At 71.1% G+C, this 16,108-nt stretch carries 16 protein-coding genes; 8 read left to right on the top strand and 8 right to left on the bottom strand.

Going from position 1 to position 16,108, the window contains the following annotated elements:
- Nucleotides 1-20: 20 nt before the first annotated feature.
- Nucleotides 21-536 carry a hypothetical protein gene (locus WQO_RS15260; RefSeq protein WP_010063705.1) on the bottom strand — a complete coding sequence of 172 codons (516 nt, stop codon included), beginning with the start codon at nt 534-536 and terminating at the stop codon, nt 21-23.
- A gap of 220 nt (nt 537-756) precedes the next feature.
- Between WQO_RS15260 and WQO_RS15255 the strand changes: the two genes are divergently transcribed.
- Nucleotides 757-999: a DUF397 domain-containing protein gene (locus WQO_RS15255; protein WP_010063707.1), complete on the top strand. Its 243-nt coding sequence runs from the start codon at nt 757-759 to the stop codon at nt 997-999.
- A 46-nt stretch (nt 1,000-1,045) separates the two neighbouring features.
- On the opposite strand, the gene WQO_RS15250 is transcribed toward WQO_RS15255, so the two are convergent.
- Nucleotides 1,046-1,543 (bottom strand): ATP-binding protein, encoded by a 498-nt coding sequence (locus tag WQO_RS15250; RefSeq protein ID WP_058953996.1) that lies wholly within the window; start codon nt 1,541-1,543, stop codon nt 1,046-1,048.
- Nucleotides 1,544-1,910: 367 nt separating this feature from the next.
- On the opposite strand from WQO_RS15250, the gene WQO_RS15245 reads away from it, so the two are divergent.
- Both WQO_RS15245 and WQO_RS15240 read left to right on the top strand, forming a co-directional pair.
- Nucleotides 1,911-2,774 carry a helix-turn-helix domain-containing protein gene (locus tag WQO_RS15245; RefSeq protein WP_010063709.1) on the top strand — a complete coding sequence of 288 codons (864 nt, stop codon included), beginning with the start codon at nt 1,911-1,913 and terminating at the stop codon, nt 2,772-2,774.
- Between the two features lie 58 nt (nt 2,775-2,832).
- On the top strand, nt 2,833-4,290 hold the full coding sequence (locus WQO_RS15240; protein ID WP_010063710.1) for an aldehyde dehydrogenase family protein: 1,458 nt from the start codon (nt 2,833-2,835) through the stop codon (nt 4,288-4,290).
- A gap of 7 nt (nt 4,291-4,297) precedes the next feature.
- On the opposite strand, the gene WQO_RS15235 is transcribed toward WQO_RS15240, so the two are convergent.
- On the bottom strand, nt 4,298-5,305 hold the full coding sequence (locus WQO_RS15235) for a GlxA family transcriptional regulator (protein ID WP_029182639.1): 1,008 nt from the start codon (nt 5,303-5,305) through the stop codon (nt 4,298-4,300).
- Nucleotides 5,306-5,369: 64 nt separating this feature from the next.
- Between WQO_RS15235 and WQO_RS15230 the strand changes: the two genes are divergently transcribed.
- The 4 genes from WQO_RS15230 (at nt 5,370) to WQO_RS15215 (ending at nt 9,225) form a co-directional block, all read left to right on the top strand.
- Nucleotides 5,370-6,683, top strand: coding sequence for an MFS transporter (locus WQO_RS15230; protein ID WP_107115822.1), 1,314 nt, complete (start codon nt 5,370-5,372; stop codon nt 6,681-6,683).
- Nucleotides 6,684-6,698: 15 nt separating this feature from the next.
- Nucleotides 6,699-7,340: a PadR family transcriptional regulator gene (locus WQO_RS15225; protein ID WP_010063714.1), complete on the top strand. Its 642-nt coding sequence runs from the start codon at nt 6,699-6,701 to the stop codon at nt 7,338-7,340.
- A 95-nt stretch (nt 7,341-7,435) separates the two neighbouring features.
- A complete protein-coding gene (locus tag WQO_RS15220; protein WP_010063715.1) occupies nt 7,436-8,401 on the top strand; it encodes a daunorubicin resistance protein DrrA family ABC transporter ATP-binding protein in 966 nt (321 codons plus the stop codon).
- Nucleotides 8,398-9,225: an ABC transporter permease gene (locus WQO_RS15215; protein WP_010063716.1), complete on the top strand. Its 828-nt coding sequence runs from the start codon at nt 8,398-8,400 to the stop codon at nt 9,223-9,225. The genes WQO_RS15220 and WQO_RS15215 overlap by 4 nt, the downstream gene beginning before the upstream one ends.
- A gap of 16 nt (nt 9,226-9,241) precedes the next feature.
- On the opposite strand, the gene WQO_RS15210 is transcribed toward WQO_RS15215, so the two are convergent.
- The 4 genes from WQO_RS15210 to WQO_RS15195 all read right to left on the bottom strand — a co-directional run bounded on the left by WQO_RS15210 (nt 9,242) and on the right by WQO_RS15195 (nt 13,286).
- Complete coding sequence (locus tag WQO_RS15210) at nt 9,242-10,669, bottom strand: glutamate decarboxylase (protein WP_058953995.1); 1,428 nt, start codon at nt 10,667-10,669, stop codon at nt 9,242-9,244.
- 67 nt (nt 10,670-10,736) lie between these two features.
- The gene (gene wrbA, locus WQO_RS15205; RefSeq protein ID WP_010063718.1) at nt 10,737-11,360 is read right to left on the bottom strand and encodes an NAD(P)H:quinone oxidoreductase; all 624 of its coding nucleotides are present in this window, start codon (nt 11,358-11,360) and stop codon (nt 10,737-10,739) included.
- Between the two features lie 124 nt (nt 11,361-11,484).
- Complete coding sequence (locus WQO_RS15200) at nt 11,485-12,786, bottom strand: ion channel protein (RefSeq protein WP_058953994.1); 1,302 nt, start codon at nt 12,784-12,786, stop codon at nt 11,485-11,487.
- A 134-nt stretch (nt 12,787-12,920) separates the two neighbouring features.
- On the bottom strand, nt 12,921-13,286 hold the full coding sequence (locus WQO_RS15195) for a YbjQ family protein (protein WP_010063720.1): 366 nt from the start codon (nt 13,284-13,286) through the stop codon (nt 12,921-12,923).
- Between the two features lie 152 nt (nt 13,287-13,438).
- Here WQO_RS15195 and WQO_RS15190 point away from each other — a divergent pair, with 152 nt between their 5' ends.
- The gene (locus tag WQO_RS15190) at nt 13,439-14,155 is read left to right on the top strand and encodes a DedA family protein (RefSeq protein ID WP_010063722.1); all 717 of its coding nucleotides are present in this window, start codon (nt 13,439-13,441) and stop codon (nt 14,153-14,155) included.
- Nucleotides 14,156-14,264: 109 nt separating this feature from the next.
- Here the strand turns inward: WQO_RS15190 and WQO_RS15185 are convergent, their stop codons facing one another.
- A complete protein-coding gene (locus tag WQO_RS15185) occupies nt 14,265-15,968 on the bottom strand; it encodes a threonine/serine exporter family protein (RefSeq protein ID WP_010063723.1) in 1,704 nt (567 codons plus the stop codon).
- Between the last annotated feature and the right edge of the window lie 140 nt (nt 15,969-16,108).

Below are 16,108 nucleotides of genomic sequence, written 5' to 3'. Positions count from 1 at the left end.
GGCCTCGGGCCGCGGTGGCCTTACGGCGCGGGCACCTCGGGCAGGTCTCCCAGGTCGGGCAGCGAGGGCATGCCGCTCGGCAGCTTGCCCGCCTCCGCCTTGGCGAGGGTGTCCTTGGCGCCGCCGTCCCACGAGACGACCAGCTTCGAGCCGTCGACGGAGTCGATCGCGCCCATCGTGCGGTCGGTGCCGCCGTCGGTGCACTTGAGCGCGAGCATCGGCTCGCCGCCCATGTCCTTCACATCGCCCTGGCACACGGACTGGTCGGCGACGAGGGCGACCTTGCGGGAGGCGATGGACACGGTGACGTTCTTGCCGTCCGTCAGCCCCACCCAGGTACCCTCCAGCGCGGCGGCGTCGACGGCGCTCCCGCCGGACTCCCCGGAGTCCTCGCCGCCACCGGCGCCGGGCGTCGCGCTCGCCGGGGTATCCGTGCCGGAGTCCTTCTTCGGGTCGTCGCTGCCGCAGGCGGTCAGCGCGAACGATGCGGCCAGAGCGGCCACCGCGACGGCGCCGGTGCGTAGAGACCTGGTCACGTGGAGTTCCCCCTTGGTGTTTTCCGGTCGAAAGACCGCGCCACGTTACCAAGGTCCGTGACGATCAACTCCGGTAAGCGGGAGCGAAATAGGCGCGCCGTTCGTCTTGTAATCAAAGGAACACCCCGCGTGCACGTGCATCTGCTCATGCATTGGCATATGAACAGAGCTATGATCCGAGCTAGTTGACACTTGCACCTTGCAACTCGGGGAGCGTCCTGTGCACCACGTGTACAACGGCATGGCGGCCACAGAGCTTCGCGGAGTCGTCTGGCAGAAGAGCAGGCACAGCAACTCCCAGGGATCCTGCGTGGAGTTCGCGCGGCTGCCCGGAGGGGATGTGGCGATGCGGAACTCCCGTCACCCCGACGGGCCCGCCCTTGTCTATACGCCCGCGGAGATCGAGGCGCTGCTGCTGGGCGTCAAGGACGGCGAGTTCGACCATCTCGCGGCAGGCGCCTGACGCCGGGCCCGGCCCCCGAGGGACCGGACCGGGGCTTCCGTGAGCCCTACTTCGTCTTTTCCGGCAGCCGGAAAAGGGCCCAGACGACCTTGCCGTACAGCGGTCCGGACGGCAGTTCTCCGAGCGGTACGGGCGAGGGGTGCCAGCCCCAGCTGTCGCTGACGCATTCCACCAGGAACAGGCCGCGGCCCGATTCGGCGCAATCCGCCGCCTCGCCCGCCACCGGGCTCTCCCGGCTGGGATCGCGCACCGCGCACACCAGCCGCGAGGTCCACCGCATCAGATGCAGCCGCACCGGCGGGTCCTGGAAATCCCGGGGCGGATCGGCGGGCAGCGCGTGGCGCAGGGCGTTGGTGACGAGTTCGGACACCACCAGGGCGACATCCTCGAACCGTTCGTCCAGCTCCCACCGCTCCAGCGTGGTCCGGGTGAACTTCCGCGCCCCGCCGACCGCTTCGTAACGCGCGGGCAGAGCGCACGAGGCCGATCCGGCAACCCCTGAGGGGTCGGTGGGGGGAAGCCCCTGCCGTAACGGCTCGAGCATCGTCGATCCATTCGTCCCCATACGAGGCACTCCCGGGATTCGCGGCTGTAGCGGCACTGCCTGTAGCGGTACTGCGGGGGGTACAGCGGCACAACACGAGCACGCAGGTGCGCGAGGACCATGGTTCCGAATGCGCACAGCAGATGCAAGGGCAGATGCACGTGCACGCGCCGGACCTGCCCGATACCGTGGTGGTTACGGGGCATTTCTTCCCGGGGTCAGTTTCGGAGCTTTCCGGACGTCTTCTCATTTCCGTAATCGAATGAGTACGGGCTGAAGCGTTTTGGTGGCAGAATCCGGCAGTCGGGGTTCCGGGGGGTTCCGGGGGGCTCCGGTGCCAGGGTGAGCGATGGGGAGGGTCGGACCAGTGTCGGCAGGCGAGTCGAGTGGATCGGTGGTGCGGCGCATCCTCCTGGGCTCTCAGCTCAGGAGACTGCGGGAGTCGCGCGGTATCACCCGTGAGGCGGCCGGCTACTCGATCCGGGCCTCCGAATCGAAGATCAGCCGCATGGAGTTGGGACGGGTGAGCTTCAAGGCCAGGGACGTCGAGGACCTGCTCACGCTCTACGGGGTGGCCGACGAGGCGGAGCGCGACTCCCTGCTCGGTCTCGCCCGCGAGGCCAACGTGGCGGGCTGGTGGCACAGTTACGGCGATGTGCTGCCCGGCTGGTTCCAGACGTACATCGGCCTGGAGGGTGCCGCCTCCCTCATCCGTATCTACGAAGTCCAGTTCGTCCACGGGCTGTTGCAGACCGAGGCGTACGCCCACGCGGTCGTCTCGCGCGGGATGCGCGGAGCCTCGCCCGCCGAGATCGACCGCCGCGTCGCCCTGCGCCTGGAGCGTCAGAAGGCCCTCGTCTCGGAGCGCGCCCCGACGTTCCACGCCGTGCTCGACGAGGCGGCGCTTCGCCGCCCGTACGGCGAACGCGAGGTCATGCGCGCCCAATTGCGGCATCTGATCGATATGTCGGAGCAGCCGAACATCACGCTTCAGGTCATGCCCTTCAGTCACGGCGGCCATGCGGGCGAGAGCGGCTCATTCACGATGCTGCGTTTTCCGGAATCCGATCTGTCGGACATTGTCTATTTGGAGCAGCTGACGAGCGCGCTCTATCTGGACAAGCCCGAGGAAGTCGCGCAGTACGAAAAGGCGATGGCGGGCCTCGCCCAGGAGAGCCCGGCTCCGGAAGAGAGCCGGGATCTTCTGCGCGGACTACTCCAACTGACGTAAATTCTCGTTACGATGACGTCGCATCAGGAGTCTGCGAACGCCTGCAGTAAGGGATTGCATGTCCTTCTTCCATGAACTGGCCCACCAGTACATCGACGGCGAGTGGCTGACCGGCAGCGGCTCGTGGGACATCATCGATTTCAATCCCTACAACGGTGAGAAACTCGCCGCCGTCACCGTGGCCACCGCGCTGGAGGTCGACCGCGCCTACCGGGCCGCCGAGCGGGCGCAGCAGGAATGGGCCGCGGCCAACCCGTACGAGCGGCGGGCCGTCCTCGAACGCGCGCTCCGCATCACCGGCGAGCGAGCCGAGGAGATCGCCGAGGCGATCATCGACGAACTGGGCGGTATCCGTTCGCGGGCGGCCCATGAGGTGGGAGCGGCCTCGGAGACTCTGCGCGAAGCGGTCCGTCAGGCGGTGCGGCCCACGGGGAGGCTGCTGCCCGCTGTGGGCGACGGCCGGGAGAACCGGCTCTACCGGCTGCCCGTAGGGGTGGTGGGTGTGATCAGCGCCTTCAACTTCCCGTTCCTGGTGGCGATGAAGTCGGTGGCTCCCGCCCTGGCGCTCGGCAACGCGGTCGTCGTGAAACCCCACCAGAACGCGCCTGTCGTCGGCGGCGGTCTGATAGCGAAGATATTCGAGGACGCCGGGCTTCCGGCCGGGCTGCTCAACGTCGTGATCACCGACAGCGCCGAGATCGGCGACGCGTTCATCGAGCACCCCGTCCCCAGGGTGATCTCGTTCAGCGGCTCCGAACGGGTCGGCCGCCATATCGCCGCCACCGCCGCCGGCGCCTTCAAGCGGACCGTCCTGGAGCTGGGCGGCAACAGCGCCCTGGTGGTGCTGGCGGACGCCGACATCGACCAGGCGGTGCGGGCGGCTCTCTTCAGTCGTTTCGTCTATCAGGGACAGACCTGCCTTGCCGCCACCCGCATCCTGGTGGACCGGGCGGTGGCGGCGGAGTTCACCGAGAAGTTCATCACCGAGGTGGCCGCCCTCAGGGCAGGCGACCCGAGGGATCCGGAGACCAGCATCGGGCCGGTGATCAACGCCTTCCAGGCCGACGCGCTGAACGCGGTCGTGGACCGCGCGATCGCGGACGGCGCGACGGCGCTCCACCGGGGCCGGACCGTCGGCAACGTTTTCGGCCCGACCGTTCTCACCGGCCTCGCCGAGGACTCCCCGCTGCTCCGGCAGGAGATCCTCGGCCCGGTGGCTCTGCTGATGGCCTTCGACGGCGAGGAGGAGGCCGTACGTATCGTCAATGACGGCCCCTACGGCCTCAGCGGTGCGGTCCACACCGGGGACGTCGAACGCGGGGTGCGGTTCGCGCGGCGCATCGACAGCGGCATGTTCCACGTCAACGACTCCACCGTGCAGGACGACCCGCTGGTCGCGTTCGGCGGCGAAAAGGCATCCGGGATCGGGCGGTTGAACGGCGAGGCGGCGGTGGAGGCTTTCACCACACAGCGGTGGATGTCGATCCAGCACGGCCGCTCGGTCTTCCCCTACTGACGAGCCGTCATGACCGGTCCGGCGGACCCCGGAACGTGGTGCGGTAGGCGCTCGGCGAGACGCCCAGCGCCTCATGGAAGTGCCGGCGCAGATTGGCCGCCGTGCCGAGCCCGGTGCGGGCGGCCACCTGCTCCACGGGCGTGTCCGACTCCTCCAGCAACTCCCGTGCCAGCTCGATACGTTGCCGGGTCAGCCAGGCCATGGGCGTCAGGCCGACCTCCTCCCGGAACCGCCGGGTGAAGTGCCGTACGCTCATCGACTCGCGGGCCGCCAACTGCCTCAGTGTGATGGGGTCCTGGAGCCGTCGCAGCGCCCAGTCGCGGGCGGCCGAGGTTCCCGGGGCCGACCGCGCGGGCACCGGCCGCCGGATGTACTGCACCTGGCCGCCCTCACGGTGGGGCGGGACGACCGTGCGCCGCGCCACGTCGTTGGCGACGGCCGTCCCGTGGTCGCGCCGGATCATGTGCAGGCACAGGTCGATCCCGGCCGCGCAGCCCGCCGAGGTCAGGACGGACCCCCCGTCGGTGTAGAGCACGTCCGGGTCCAGCCCGACGCGGGGGAAGAGCCGGGCGAACAGCTCCGTGTACCGCCAGTGCGTGGTGGCCGTGTGCCCGTCCAGGAGCCCGGCCGAGGCCAGCACGAACGCGCCGGTGCAGATCGAGGCCACCCGGACGCCGGGCCGGATCAGCGCGAGCGCCTCCGCCAGTGGGGCCGGGAGCGCGGGCGTCTCCTGGACGTAGTCCTCGTACGACGACAGGACGATCACCGTGTCGGCCTCGGCCAGCGCCTCGGGACCGTGCGCGACGGCCACGGTGAAATCGCCGTCCGTCCGCACGTCGCCGGGCGTGGGGGAACAGGTGGCGACCTCGTACAGCGGCTCGCCGTCCGCCGACGCCCCCTGCCGGGCCTGGCCGAAGAGCTGGTGGACGATGCCCAGCTCGATGGGGAGCAGGACCGCGCGGGCGAGCACGGCGACCCGGTGCCGCCCGGGGTGGGTGAAGACGGTCATGGCCATATCCTTGCGCACCTGGTCCATCGGGACACTCGTGAGGGCGGGGGCCGCTCGCGACGCTGATTCCATGACCGCATCTGCCTCGACTTCGACCAGGACCCCGCCCGCCCGTATCCACCGCGCATGGCTGATGGCCGCCGTGGCCGGCGCGGCCATCGTCACGGCGGGCGCGTTCACCACCGTGCCCGGCCTGCTGATGACGCCGCTGCGCCAGGAGTACGGCTGGGAGCGCGGGCAGATCGCGCTCGCCGCCTCGGTGAACATGGTGCTCTTCGGCCTCACCGCCCCGTTCGCGGCGGCGCTGATGGACCGGATCGGGACCCGCCGGGTGGTCATGGGCGCGCTGCTGCTGGTCGCGGCGGGGGCGCTGCTGACCGGGGTGATGACGCGGCCGTGGCAGCTGGTCGCGTACTGGGGTGTGCTGATCGGCCTCGGCAGCGGCTGCCTGACCATGACGTTCGCCGCCGGGGTCACCGCCCGCTGGTTCGACCGGCGGCGCTCACTGGTGACGGGCGCGCTCAGCTCCGCGAGCCACCTGGGCCAGCTGCTGTTCCTCCCTCTCCTCGCCTGGTCCGTCGGCCACCACGGCTGGCGTCCGCCGGTGGTGACGCTGGCGCTCGTGGCCCTGGCGGTGGCCGCCCTGGTCTTCCTGCTGCTGCGCGACCACCCGGCCGAGGCGGGCGTGAGGCCGTACGGGGCCACGGAGTTCGTGGCGATGCCGCCCCCGGCCGCCGGAGCGGCGGCGCGCACGCTGAAGGTGCTCCTTCGGGCGGCGCGCACCGGCCCGTTCTGGCTGCTGGCCGGGGCGTTCGCGCTCTGCGGGGCGTCCACCAACGGCATCATGTGGTCCAACTGGGCGCCCGCCGCACACGATCACGGCATGCGGGCCACGGCGGCGGCCTCGCTGCTGTCCCTGATCGGGATCTTCTCCGCCCTCGGCGCGCTGCTGGCCGGCTGGCTGACCGACCGGTTCGACCCGCGCCGTGTGCTGACCGTCTGCTTCGCCGTCCGCGCCCTCACCCTCCTTGCTCTGCCCCTGGTGTTCGCCTCGACGGTCACGGCCCCCATGCTCCTGTTCACGGCGGTCTACGGGCTCGTCGACGTCGCGACCGTGCCGCCCTTCATCGAGCTGGCCCGCCGGGTGTACGGGGAGGACGGCCCCATCGTCTTCGGCTGGACGAACGCCGCCCACCAACTGGGCGCGGGTGCTTCGGCGTTCCTCGGCGCCACCGCCCGGGACGCGCTCGGCAGCTACGACGTGGTGTGGGCGGCGCTGGCGGCCGGATGCATGGTCGCGGCCCTGCTGGCCCCGGCGGTCCGGCTGCGAGGGCACACCTGCCGGCCGGACGCAAGCGGGCGGGGCTACCCTAGTCAAAGTTGAATACGAAGGAGTGTCATGTCCGCGATCCGGCTGCTGGTCCTCGGCGCGGTGCGTATGCACGGCCGCGCGCACGGCTATCAGGTCCGCAACGACCTGGAGTACTGGGGCGCGCACGAGTGGTCCAACGCCAAGCCCGGGTCGATCTACCACGCCCTGAAGCAGATGGCGAAGCAGGGACTGCTCCTCGCGCACGAGACGGCCCCCTCCACGGCCGGCGGCCCGCCGCGCACCGAGTACGAGGTCACGGACGAGGGGCTGGAGGAGTACCGCGCCCTGCTCCGGGACGCCATCCGCTCCTACGACCGGAACATGGACGTCCTGTCGGCGGCGGTCGGCTTCATCGTCGACCTGCCCCGCGAGGAGGCGGTCGCGCTGCTCAAGGCGCGGATCGAGGGCATCCGCGAGTGGCGTGAGGCGGTCACCGAGTACTACACCCCCGAGGAAGGGCCCGAATCCCTCGGCCACATCGGCGAGATCATGAATCTGTGGGTGCACTCGGCGGACAGCGGCGCGGAGTGGACCCGGGGCCTGATCGCCCGCATCGAGGGCGGCGCGTACACCTTCGCGGGCGAGGGTGACCCGTTCGTCGGGGTGCTCGCCGACGGCGAGGAGAACCCCTACGCCACCGGGGTGCCCGACCCTGGGGACGACGAGTAATCAAGTTTGACGAATGCCGGACCGGGGTTTACCTTCGACCTACTAGTCAAGTTTGACTACAAGGGTTGTGAAGGCACGGAAGGGCGGCGGGGAACGTGACGGAAGCGATCGTCATGGACGGAGTGCACAAGCGGTACGGGGAGAAACGCGCCCTGGACGGACTGGACCTGGCCGTCGGCCGCGGCACCGTCCACGGGGTGCTCGGCCCCAACGGGGCGGGCAAGACCACCGCCGTACGGATCGTGTCGACGCTGCTGCGCCACGACGCGGGCCGGGTCACCGTGGCCGGCCTCGACGTCCGCGAACGGGCGGGCGAGGTGCGGCGCAGGATCGGGCTGCTCGGGCAGCACGCGGCGGTGGACGAACAGCTCGGCGGACGGCAGAACCTGGAGATGTTCGGGCGGCTGTACCACCTGGGCGCACGCCGGTCGGGCAGCCGGGCGGACGAACTCCTTGAGCGGTTCGGCCTCGCGGACACCGGCCGCAAGGCCGTCAAGCAGTACAGCGGCGGCATGCGCAGGCGGCTCGATCTGGCCGCGTCGCTGATCACCGATCCGGACGTGCTGTTCCTGGACGAGCCGACGACCGGCCTCGACCCGCGCGGCCGGACCGAGGTGTGGGACGCGGTGCGGTCCCTGGTCGGCGGCGGCACCACGGTGCTGCTGACCACGCAGTATCTGGAGGAGGCGGACCAGCTGGCCGACCGGATCTCCCTGATCGACCACGGCCGGGCGGTGGCCGAGGGCACCCCCGACGAGCTGAAGGCCCGCGTCGGCGGCGACCGGATCGACGTCGTCCTGCGCGACGCGTCCCGGCTGGCCGAGGCGGCCGCGCTGCTCGGCGGCGAGGGCCTGACGCTCGACCCCGACCGGCGGCGGATCGGCGCGCCCGCCCCGGACCGGATGGCGGCCCTGACCCGGACGGTGCGGGTGCTGGACGAGGCGGGCATCGAGGCGGAGGACATCGCGGTGCGCCGCCCGACCCTGGACGAGGTGTTCCTGTCCCTGACCGGGCAACCGGCCGCGGGGCAGGCGGCGGAGAAGGCGGAGGTGGCGGCATGAGCGCGGCGACGACGACGGTCCTCGGACCGGACGGGGCGGCCTCCCGGCTCGGCTGGGCACTGGCCGACTCCTGGACGATGACCCGCCGCGAACTGGCGCACTGGGCCCGCCAGCCCGTGGCGGTCCTCGTCAACCTGGTGTTCCCGGTGATGCTGCTCCTGATGTTCACCTATCTGGTGGGCGGCGGCCGGGGCGTGCCGGGCGACCCCACCGAGTACCTGGTCCCCGGCATGCTCGCGCTGACCATGGCCTTCGGCCTGGAGGCCACGATGCTCGCGGTCACCCAGGACCTCGGCAAGGGCGTGATCGACCGGTTCCGCTCGATGCCGATGGTCCCCGGCGCGGTGCTGGTGGGCCGCAGCGCCGCGGACATGCTCCAGTCGGTTCTCTCGCTCGCCGTGATGACCGGGGTCGGCTACGCGGTCGGCTGGCGCTGGCACAACGGGGCGGCCGCCGCGCTGGGGGCGGTGGGGCTGCTGCTCCTGCTGCGGTTCGCGATGCTGTGGGTCGGCATTCAGCTCGCCATGGTGGCGGGCAGGCCGGAGATGGTCACGGCGGTCCAGATCCTGGTCTGGCCGGTCGGCTTCCTCTCCAACGTCTTCGCGACCCCCGCGTCGATGCCGGGCTGGCTGGGCGCGGTGGTCGAGTGGAACCCCATGTCCGCGACCGCCACCGCCGTACGGGACCTGTTCGGCAACCCCGGCGGCGCGACCGGCTCTTGGGCCGCCGAACACGCCGGGCTCCTCGCGGTGCTCTGGCCGGTGGCCATCATCGCGGTGTTCTTCCCACTGGCCGTAGGCAAGTTCACGCGGCTCAGCCGGTAGAGGCGGGGCCGCCCCCTCAGTGGTGAAAGGCCGTAACGGCCTTCCGGTCGTGGCTCACCGGGTGCTTCTGCGCCCGCAGTTCGGGCAGGAACTGCTTCAGGTCCTCGACCAGCAGCTCGGCCAGATCCGAGGAGAAACCGTTGCGGCACACCACCCGCAGCACCGACAGATCCTGCCGGTTGGCGGGGAAGGTGTACGCCGGCACCAGCCAGCCGCGCTCCCGCAGCCGGCGCGACACGTCGAAGACGTCGTACGCGTGGACCTCGGCGGTCGTCGTGAAGGCGAACACCGGCAACTCATCCCCTCGGGTGAGGAGTCGGAAGTCGCCGAGGTCCTCCACCGCGCGGGCCAGGGAGCAGGCCACGTCCCGGGACGCCTGCTGGACCGCCCGGTAGCCGTCGCGCCCGAGCCGCAGGAACGTGTAGTACTGCGCGACCACCTGCGCCCCTGGCCGGGAGAAGTTCAGGGCGAACGTCGGCATGTCGCCGCCCAGGTAGTTGACCCGGAAGACCAGCTCCTCCGGCAGCTCGTCCGCCGTCCGCCACAGCGCCCAGCCGACCCCCGGATAGACCAGGCCGTACTTGTGGCCCGAGGTGTTGACCGACGCCACTCTCGGCAGCCGGAAGTCCCACACCAGGTCCGGGTCGAGGAACGGCGCCACCATCGCGCCGGACGCCCCGTCCACATGGACGGGGACATCAAGTCCTGTGCGCTCCTGGAGGGCGTCCAGGGCCGCGCAGAGGTCGGCGATCGGCTCGTAGGACCCGTCGAAGGTGGAGCCGAGGATGCCGACGACCCCGATGGTGTTCTCGTCGCAGAGTTCGGCGGCGGCCTGCGGGTCGATGTGGAAGCGCCCGCCCTCCATCGGGACCTGCCGGGCCTCCACCTCCCAGAAGTTGCAGAACTTCTCCCAGCAGACCTGCACGTTCACGCCCATCACCAGATTGGGCCGTGCCGTCGCCGGATAGCGGTCCGCGTTCCGCTTGGCCCAGCGCCGCTTCAGGGCGAGCCCCGCGAGCATGCACGCCTCGCTCGACCCGGTGGTCGAACACCCCACGGCCGCCGACGGATCGGGCGCGTTCCACAGGTCGGCGAGCATCGCCACACAGCGCTTCTCCAGCTCGGCGGTGCGCGGGTACTCGTCCTTGTCGATCATGTTCTTGTCCCGGCACTCGCCCATCAGGACGCCGGCCTGCGGCTCCATCCAGGTGGTGACGAACGTGGCCAGGTTGAGCCGGGAGTTGCCGTCGAGCATCAGCTCGTCGTGGACCAGCCGGTACGCCGTCAGCGGCGGCAGCGGCCCGTCGGGCAGCCGGTGCCGGGGCGGCGCGGTGTTCATCGCGGCCGTCGGGTCCGCCTCGCCGAAGAACGGGTTCAGGGCGAGCCTGCGCCGCTCGTCGGAGGGTTCGTCCTGGTCCGGGTGGGCACCACGGTGGAGCGGCATGGCGGGGAAACCCTTCTCTCGGCCTACGGGGGTCGGTGCGCGCCCGTGGGCGTCCGCGGGGACGGGGTCAGTTCTCGGCGGCCAGGCCCGCCTTGACGGCCCGGGTCAGCTTCACGACCCGCTCGGCCTGCACCCGGGTGGCGGTGAGCGTCTGCTCGCCGACCGGGAGGTCGCCCTGCCCGGCGATGTGCGAGGTGCCGTACGGGTTGCCGTCGACGAACTTCGTGGGGTCGGTGTACCCGGGGGTGACGAGGATGCCGCCGAAGTGGTGGATCGTGTTGTACAACGCGAGCAGCGTGGACTCCTGGCCGCCGTGGGCGGTGGCCGTGGAGGTGAAGCCGCTGTAGACCTTGTCGGCGAGCTGCCCGGACTGCCACAGCCCGCCGAGCGTGTCGAGGAACTGCTTCAGCTGGGCGGTGACGTTCCCGAACCGGGTCGGCGTACCGAAGATCACCGCGTCCGCCCAGACCATGTCGTCCGGCGAGACCTCGGGGATGTCCGCGGTCGCCCTGGCGTTCTCCGCCCACGCCGGGTTGGAGTCGATGGCCGCCTGCGGCGCGAGCTCCGCCGCCCGGCGCAGCCGCACCTGCGCCCCGGCCCGCTCGGCGTCCTCGGCCATCGCCTTCGCGATCGTGGCGACGGTGCCGGTGGAGGAGTAATAGACGACGGCGACGTTGACGGGCGTGGGCATGCGGGGAACCTCCATCGAACCAGAATCGGTACAGGGTGGCGCAAAAGCGCACTAACCAGACGATACGGAGGTTCAGTGGTTCCGGCGCGCCGGGCGGGTCCTTCCCCGTGACCGCGCACGCCGCTCATCGCAGTGACTTCCCGTCCGCGTCCACCTGCATCTGGGCCCGCCCCGTGACCAGCAGCCACGCGGGCAGGGTCGCCGCGCACAGCAGCGGCAGCACGGACGCGTCGCCGACCATCACCGCCGCGGTGAACAGGCTCACCCAGCCCTGCCGGGTGACGGCGAGCAGCACCCCCAGCACCGCGCAGGACACCGCGAGCGACGGCGGGACCGCGTCGACCAGCGCATGGGCGCACAGTCCGAGCGACACCCCCGCGAAGACCGACGGGAAGATCCGGCCGCCCCGGAAGCCGCAGGTGGCCGCGATCACGACGGCGGCCATCTTCACGATCGCCATCCCCGCGAACTCCCCGGCCGACCACCCGTCCGGGTCCCCGGCCAGCGTCTTCACCTCGTCGAGCCCCTTGAACAGGGTGAGATGGCCGCCCAGCGCGCCCAGCAGCCCCAGCACGAGACCGCCCGCCGTCAGGGCGAGCACCGGATGCCGCAGCGCCGCGAAGACCCGGTGCGCCACCGGGAACGCGTACACCGCGAGCAGCCCGAGGAGCGCGCCCGCTGAGGCGATCAGCAGGGCGGAGAGCAGATCGCCCCAGTGCGGTCCGGTGTACGCGGGGAGGGAGAGGTCGAAGCTGGGCTCCGCGATCAGCGACATGGTCAGCGCGCCCGCCGTACCGGCCGCGAGCGGGGCGAACAGCCGGTCCCAGAACGCCCCGGGGCCCGGCTGCGAGGCCAGCACCTCGGAGAGGATCAGCGCGGCGGCGACCGGGGTGCCGAAGAGGGCCCCGATCGTCCCGGCCGCCGCGAGCGCCACCCACACCTCGCCGGGAGCGCCCGGCGCCAGCCGCCGGCCGAGCCAGAAGGCCAGGGCGATGTTGGCCGCGGTGATGGGGTTCTCCGGCCCGAGGCTCACCCCGCCCGCCAGCGCCAGAACGGTTACCAGGAGCAGCCCGGGCACGACGCCGGGCCGCATCGGGGCGTCGACCAGCCCGGTGGTGGCCGGATCGGGCCCGCCGTGACCGGGTACGGCCCGCAGGGCGATCCCCACCGCGAGGCCGGTCGCGGTGAGCATCACGACCATCCACACGGAGGAGAACCGCCCCACCCCGAGCGCGTCGGGCAGGGACTCCCAGAGCACGTCCTGGAGCTGCTCCGCCAGCAGACTCACCCCGAGCAGGATCAGCGCGCAGACGACGCCGACGACGATCGCGGGCAGCACGAGCGGCAGCAGCCGCCGGGCCGGGGTGGCCGGCGGCTGCTGAGGGTGCGGGGGAGTGGGCGAGGGTGCGGGGGATTCGGGGGCCACCGGCCCACCCTAGGGCGGCAAAACACATATAACGCCCAAGCTGGCACCGATCGGCACCGCGTCACACCGTGCGGCCCGGGAGCGCCGGGTCACGCCGGGCGGTCGGGCCGGTGCCGCGCCACACCGTGCGCCCGTCACACCTTGCTGATCACCGCCGCCGTCCCGTACGCGCAGACCTCCGTACCCACGTCCGCCGCCTCGGTCACGTCGAAGCGCATCATCAGGACCGCGTTGGCGCCCCGGGCCCGCGCCTGCTCCACGAGCCGCTCCATCGCCTGGTTACGGGTCTCGACCAGCGTCTTGGTCAGCCCCCTCAGCTCGCCGCCGATCATCGACTTCAGCCCGGCCCCGATCTGGCTGCCGAGGTGACGGGAGCGCACGGTCAGCCCGAAGACCTCGCCGATGACCTGGGTCACCTGGTAGCCGGGTACGTCGTTCGTGGTGACGACCAGCACGTCCGCCTGTGCGGTCTGACCGCCGCCGAATTCCTCAATGCCCATGGTGGTGGCACCTCCTGTGATCAGCTTCGGGCCGCTTCGTAGGATGCGCATTCCCGCTGTACGCCACTGGAACCACGGGCACGCATCGGGCGTTGATAGCTTGGGGCGGCCACAGAGCCGCCATCGCACCCCTCATCCTGGAGCCCGGACCCTTGAATACGCTTGCGCTCGGACCGAGCTGGCTGGACCCGGACTATCTGCTCAACACGTTCGGGCTCCCCGGCCTGCTCCTCATCGTCTTCGCCGAGTCCGGCCTCCTGATCGGGTTCTTCCTGCCCGGCGACTCGCTGCTGTTCACCACGGGTCTGCTGGTGACCACGGGACAGCTGAAGTACCCCCTCTGGCTGGTCTGCACGCTGATCGCGGTGGCCGCGATCGTCGGCGACCAGGTGGGCTATCTCTTCGGCCGCAAGGTCGGCCCGGCCCTCTTCAAGCGCCCCGACTCCCGCCTCTTCAAGCAGGAGAACGTGGAGAAGGCCCACGAGTTCTTCGAGAAGCACGGCCCGAAGTCCCTGGTCCTGGCGCGCTTCGTGCCCATCGTGCGCACGTTCACGCCGATCATCGCGGGCGTCAGCCGGATGAACTACCGCTCCTTCATCACGTACAACGTCGTCGGCGCGATCCTCTGGGGCGTCGGCGTCACCGTGCTCGGAGCCCTCCTCGGCAAGATCGACTTCGTGCACGAGCACATCGAGATGATCCTCATCCTGATCGTGCTCATCTCCGTCGTGCCGATCGTGATCGAGGTGCTGCGGGCCCGCAGCCAGGGCAAGAAGGCCGCCGTGGCCGAGGCGGGCGACGGCTCCGGCCGCCCCCCGGGCGGCAACGGCCCCTCCTCCGGCCAGCGCGGCCGGCACGCCAAGCGCTGACCCCACGCACGTACACGACGAAGCGCCCCTCCCCCGCAGCTCCGGGTGAGGGGCGCTTCTGCGCGTACGGCGTTCGTACGGCGTTCGTAGAGCCACGAAGCCCGCGGGCTCAGAATCCCCTGGTCCGCTTCGCCGCCCGGCGGCTCGCCCCGCCGATCGCCCCCGGCAGCCCCATGAACAGCCGCGAGATCTCGCTCCCCAGGTTCACCCCGATCGCGATGGCCAGCGCCGTCGCGACCGCCGTCGACAGCGAGGCGAGCCCGGTGTCCAGTTCGTTCTGCGCCACGCCCAGCAGACCGAAGTACGTCGCCGAACCGGGCAGCAGCGGCCCGATCGCCGCCGTGATGTAGGGCAGTGAGGAGTGGAACCGGTAGCGCGAGAACAGCTGGCCGAACAGGCCCACCAGGCCGGCCGCCACCGCCGTCGCCGCGACCGGCGAGATGTTCCCGGTCCGGGCCATCGCCCCGAAGATGATCCAGGCCACGCCGCCGTTCAGGGTGACCGCCAGCACGGTCGACCGCTCCTGCTGGAGCAGCACGGCGAACGCCAGACTCAGCGCCATCGACGCCAGGATCTGCACCACCGGCTCGTTGTACGGCGAGAACCGGGCCTCGGGATTGAGCTCCGCGCCCAGCTGGAGCCCCAGGTACAGGACGATCAGCACACCCGCGACGATCCCGATGAAGAAGTACATGACTTCGAGCAGCCGGGCCGAGGCGGTGATGTAGTAACCGGTCAGCCCGTCCTGCACGCCCGCCACCAGCGCCCGCCCCGGCAGCAGCGCGAACAGCCCACCGGTGATCACCGCGGAGGGGCGGACGTCCGTCGAATGGGTCAGGGTCAGCGCAACCCCCAGCGCGGCGGGCGGCATCGCGGCCACCGTGAACTGGTAGAACTCCGGCAGCCCGCGCCCGGCGCACAGCCACGCCAGCCGGTCGCCGAGCATCGCGCCCGCCGCCGCCACCAGGAACACCAGCGGCCCACCGCCGACCAGCACGGAGGCCGAACCCGCCAGCAGCCCGGCGGCCGCCGTCAGCACCCAGCCCGGGTACGGGTGACGGTTACGGCGGATCTCCGCCAGCCGCCGGTAGGCCTCCTCCAGCGACACCTCGGCGTCCTCGCTCGTGATGTCGTCGACCAGCCGGAACACCGCCGCCAGACGGGTGTAGTCGGTGCCCCGGCGGCGTACGGTACGGCTCGCCGTCACCGGGTCGTCGACCAGCGACGGCTGGTGCGAGATGGACAGCAGGGTGAACGTCACCGTCGGCTCGCTGCGGTCCAGGCCGTAGGACCGGGTCACCGCGAACATCGCCGCCTCGACGTCCTCGGCGCCCTCGCCGCCCGCCAGCAGCAGCTCCCCGATACGCAGCGTCAGGTCGAGCACGCGCGGCACGGCCGGACCCGTCTCGTCGTCGGTGCGCTGGATCGACTCGGCCGCCGGACGCTCGGTCACCGGCATCCGCAGCATCGTGCGCATCCGGTCCTGCCAGGGCGCCTCCTTGGTCAGCTTGACCATCGGAATGCCCTGCGCCGGGGTGAAGGCGGGCGGCGACTGCTGGGCCTTGTACGTGCTCGGCGGGGTGAAAGCGGAACTCAGCGTGTCGGAGTTCGAACCGGCCGCCGGTCCGCTTCCCGCAGACGCCGCGCCGCTCGCGTCGGACACCACCCCGTCCGGAATCGCGAACTCCGACGTCGGATGGTCCTCTTCGGGCGGCGAGACCGGATGCATCGTCCCGGCCGGCGGAGCGAAAGCGCTCCGCGCCTCGTCGGACTGGGGCTTCTGGTCCTCAGGACCGCCCGATTCCGCCACCACTCGACCTCGTTCCTGCTCGGCTGATCTTCCGGGCGCACGTGTGCCCAGTATGGCCACCGACATGACCCCCGCATGACGAGGCAATGCGCACAGCGCAACGGGCGGTACACCCGTGAAGATGCACCGCCCGCTCGAAGACG

This window comes from Streptomyces globisporus C-1027, from assembly GCF_000261345.2.
Classification (GTDB): Bacteria; Actinomycetota; Actinomycetes; order Streptomycetales; family Streptomycetaceae; genus Streptomyces; species Streptomyces pakalii.
This window is presented reverse-complemented; position numbering and strand designations above follow the sequence as displayed.